The sequence below is a fragment of the Rhizobacter sp. P1_G5 genome (assembly GCF_056405435.1).
In genome coordinates, this window is the sequence record NZ_JBFUCB010000636.1 from 1 (window position 1) to 3,374 (window position 3,374).

Genomic DNA, 3,374 nt, shown 5'->3' on the forward strand with positions numbered 1-3,374 from the left:
GGCCTGCTCGTCCCAGATCTCCATCATGCTGCGCGGGAAGTAGTCGAAGCGCTTGCCGGTGAGCATCTTGAACAGGCCTTCGTACTTCGGCGCCGTGATCACGTCGATGCCGTTGGCGCGCAGGATCTGCGTGTCCGGCCACTCCTGTCCCTGCGCGAGCCGCAGCCGCTTCAGGTCGTCCAGCGTGTTGACGCCGGCCACCAGGCCCTGCTCGCCCTTGCGGATCAGGCCCAGGCGCCAGCCGAGCAGGCCCTTGTTGATCGGGATGTAGATCGGCAGCAGGCGCGCCTCGCGTTCGGCGGAACTGGGGATCGGGCCGACGTCGATCGTCCGGCCGGCCTCGATTTCCAGCACCTGCCGCTCCTGGTTCATCGCGATCTCGGCCGTCTGGATCCGGTACTCGGTGCCGCTCTTCGACAGCGCGAGCTGCAGCAGTTGCAGCGGGTAGTCGTAGCGGCGGTCCCCCTCGAACTCGGGTTTCGGAATGCGCACGATCTCCACCGCCGAGGCGCCCAGGTGCGCCGCGAACAACATGCAGAACAGCGGGCGGGCCAGCAGGCGGAATGCGATGCGCATGGTCATCTCCTCATGGCCTGGCGATCTGCCGCGGGGTCTGCCCGAGGAATCGCTTCAGCGAATGTGTCAGGTGGGCCTGGTCGGTGAATTCGAGTTCGGCGGCGACCTGCGACGGCGCCTGTCCCAGGCGCAGCAGCCGCGCGGCCTCGTGGGCCCGGGCGATCTGCCGGAAGGCCTTCAGGCCGAGGCCGGTCACTTCTGCGAAGTGGCGCTGGATGCTGCGCTCGTCGAGCCGCTGGCGCGCGCCCTGCAGCGCCCGCGAGACCACCGGATCGCGCTCCAGCAGTCCCTTGCGCGCCAGCGCGGACACGAACGCTTCGACGTTGTCGAAGCGGGGCACCTCGAAACGTTCGGGGCCGATCCAGAAACTGCGATCCGCCTCGACCGGGCACGGCACGCCCTGGTTGAACGTCAATCGCCCCGGCAGGCGGGGCATGTAGACCTCGGGCTTGAAGGCGATCGTCAGCATCTCGTCGCCGGCCCGGCTGTCCACGGGCAGCGGCGCCGCGATCTGCCCGGTCTGGATGACCATCAGCGGGCCGCCGCCGCGGCGCACGAACAGCAGGTCCCAGGAGCCGTCGGGCAGGGCCACTTCGCGCGTGTCGCCGCTGTAGCGGGCACTGCGGACCTTCGCCACCAGGGGCGAGTCCGCCGTGCGCTCTTCCTCAGTGATCGTTGCTTCCGTGAGGGGCATCTTGCGCCTGCAGTCCGACGAAGAAGCGGCGCAGGTCATCGGCGACGAGGTCGGGGTCGGTCTCGTTGGCGAAATGGCCGCCGCGCGGCATCTCGGACCACTGTAGCACCCGGGTGTGGGAGCGGGCCACGAAGTTGCGGACCGAGCGGAAGTCATTCGGGAACACGGCCACGGCGGTCGGCGTGGGGTTGGGCAGCTCGCGGTAGCCGGCACCGCTGGCGGCGTTGGCCCGATAGAACTCCGCGGCCTGCCCGCCGGTGCCGGTGAACCAGTAGAGCGACACGTGCGTCAGGAAGCGATCGCGGTCGACCTCGGCGACGCGTTCCCCTTCGAAGCCGAAGAACAGCTCGGCATTCCATGACAGCAGGGCGACCGGCGAATCGACCAGCCCGTAGGCCAGCGTGCCGGGGCGCTTGGACTGGATGTCGACGTAGCCGGCGTACTTGCGGAAGTACTCCAGGGTCTTGAAGCCTTCCATCTCGAACGCGGACAGCCCGTCCATCTCGCCGGGGCTGCCGTTGGGGAAGGCGAACACCTGCTGCAGGTGGACGCCGGCCAGGCCCGCGGGCGCGAGGATGCCCAGCTCGCGCGCGATCRGCGCGCCCACGTCGCCGCCTTGCGCGCCATAGCGGGTGTAGCCCAGGCGCTTCATCAGCGTGTCCCAGGCCGCCGCGGTGCGGGCCGCGTCCCAGCCGGTGGCGGCGAGCGGCGACGACAGCCCCATGCCCGGCACCGACGGGATCACCAGGTCGAACGCGATCGACGCATCGAGGCCGTGGCCGCGCGGGTCGGTGAGCGGGCCGATCAGGTCCAGGTACTCTGCCGGCGAGCTGGGCCAGCCATGCGTCAGGATCAACGGGAAGGCGTTGGGCTCCTTCGACTTCACGTGGATGAAGTGGACGGTCTGGCCGTCGATCTCGGTGATGAACTGCGGATGGCGGTTCAAGCGCGCCTCTTGTGCGCGCCAGTCGAATCCGTCGGCCCAGTACGCGGCCAGCTCGCGCACCAGCGCCAGCGACTGGCCATGGCCGAAGCCCGGGTCCACCGGTTGCGGCCAGCGCGTGGCCGCGAGGCGGCGCTGCAGGTCGAGGATCTGCGCTTGCGCGATCTCGATGCGGAACGGGCGGATCGTGGTGTTCGTGGTGTTCATCGTGGCTCCTGGTGGTGGTCAGTGGGGAGGCCTTCACTGTCTCGCAACGCTGCCGGGCGATCTTGTAGAAAACCGACGCGTCGGTGATGCCCTGCGCGAGCAGGTCGCCGATGGCGGGTCGGCGAGCGGCCCGAATGCTCGGTCATCCGATGAGAAATCCGTTTGACATTCATATTTACTGTAGCTACAGTAAATGATGCGAATCGAGTTCGATCCGTCCAAGGACCGCGAGAACAACGCCAAGCACGGTGTCTCGCTGGCCTTGGCGGCTGAACTTGACTGGGACGCCGCACTGGTCTGGGTCGACGATCGCTTCGAGTACCTCGAACTGCGCATGATTGCGCTGGCCCCCGAGACCAACACGCTCTACTACGTTGCCTTTGTCGATCGTGGGGACGTGCGGCGCATCATCAGCTTGCGCAGGGCCAATCGCCAGGAGGTCAACCACTATGTCGAAAGCAGTTAAGCGACCCGTGATTGCAGTTCCGACTGCAGCAGAAGACAGAGCCATCACCGCGGCGGCCAAGGCCGACCCGGATGCGCAGCCCCTGACGGCCAAGCAATTGAAGGCCATGGTTCCGTTGCGAACCCTGCGCGGTCGGCCGAAGGTGGAGAACCCGAAGCAACTGGTGTCCGTTCGCTACAGCCAGGAGGTGCTGGCGTTTTTCCGGGCCACCGGCGATGGCTGGCAGTCACGCATGGATGGGGTGCTGCGCGAGTACGTGACGCGCCAGTCGCGCAAGGCACAAAGGTAGGGAAGGGACGAGTTGCCCCTTGGATCGCTTCTTGCTAGCGTCCCCAGCTTCATCGTCACGTACTGCAGAGCACCCACATGCCAGGAAGTATTTCCCTCGGGCAAGTCAGCCGCTCCCTGCTGACCGCCGCCGCGCTCGTCGCCGGTGCCTCCTTCTCCAGCGGCGCCTCGGCCCGCGACCTCGTGGTGGCGCTGAAGAC

4 protein-coding genes and 1 pseudogene are annotated in these 3,374 nt (G+C 67.5%); 2 read left to right on the forward strand and 3 right to left on the reverse strand.

Annotated elements, in window-relative coordinates:
* The 3 genes and pseudogenes from AC1D12_RS28520 to AC1D12_RS28530 form a co-directional block, all read right to left on the reverse strand.
* A pseudogene (locus AC1D12_RS28520) lies at positions 1-576 on the reverse strand (hypothetical protein); the annotation flags it as partial.
* Positions 577-586: 10 nt separating this feature from the next.
* On the reverse strand, positions 587-1,309 hold the full coding sequence (locus AC1D12_RS28525) for a helix-turn-helix domain-containing protein (protein WP_477827093.1): 723 nt from the start codon (positions 1,307-1,309) through the stop codon (positions 587-589).
* Complete coding sequence (locus AC1D12_RS28530) at positions 1,242-2,420, reverse strand: epoxide hydrolase family protein (RefSeq protein WP_477844474.1); 1,179 nt, start codon at positions 2,418-2,420, stop codon at positions 1,242-1,244. The genes AC1D12_RS28525 and AC1D12_RS28530 overlap by 68 nt, the downstream gene beginning before the upstream one ends.
* 196 nt (positions 2,421-2,616) lie before the next feature.
* Between AC1D12_RS28530 and AC1D12_RS28535 the strand changes: the two genes are divergently transcribed.
* Together AC1D12_RS28535 and AC1D12_RS28540 are read left to right on the forward strand one after the other, a co-directional pair.
* Positions 2,617-2,886: a BrnT family toxin gene (locus AC1D12_RS28535; protein WP_047509568.1), complete on the forward strand. Its 270-nt coding sequence runs from the start codon at positions 2,617-2,619 to the stop codon at positions 2,884-2,886.
* Between the two features lie 7 nt (positions 2,887-2,893).
* Positions 2,894-3,175 (forward strand): BrnA antitoxin family protein, encoded by a 282-nt coding sequence (locus AC1D12_RS28540; protein WP_465114734.1) that lies wholly within the window; start codon positions 2,894-2,896, stop codon positions 3,173-3,175.
* Positions 3,176-3,374 lie beyond the last annotated feature (199 nt).

Excerpts from the sequence above, each read along its gene's own strand:
- AC1D12_RS28535 (WP_047509568.1), top strand. The coding sequence starts at position 2,617 with ATGCGAATCGAGTTCGATCCGTCCAAGGACCGCGAGAACAACGCCAAG.
- AC1D12_RS28525 (WP_477827093.1), bottom strand. The coding sequence starts at position 1,309 with ATGACCTGCGCCGCTTCTTCGTCGGACTGCAGGCGCAAGATGCCCCTC.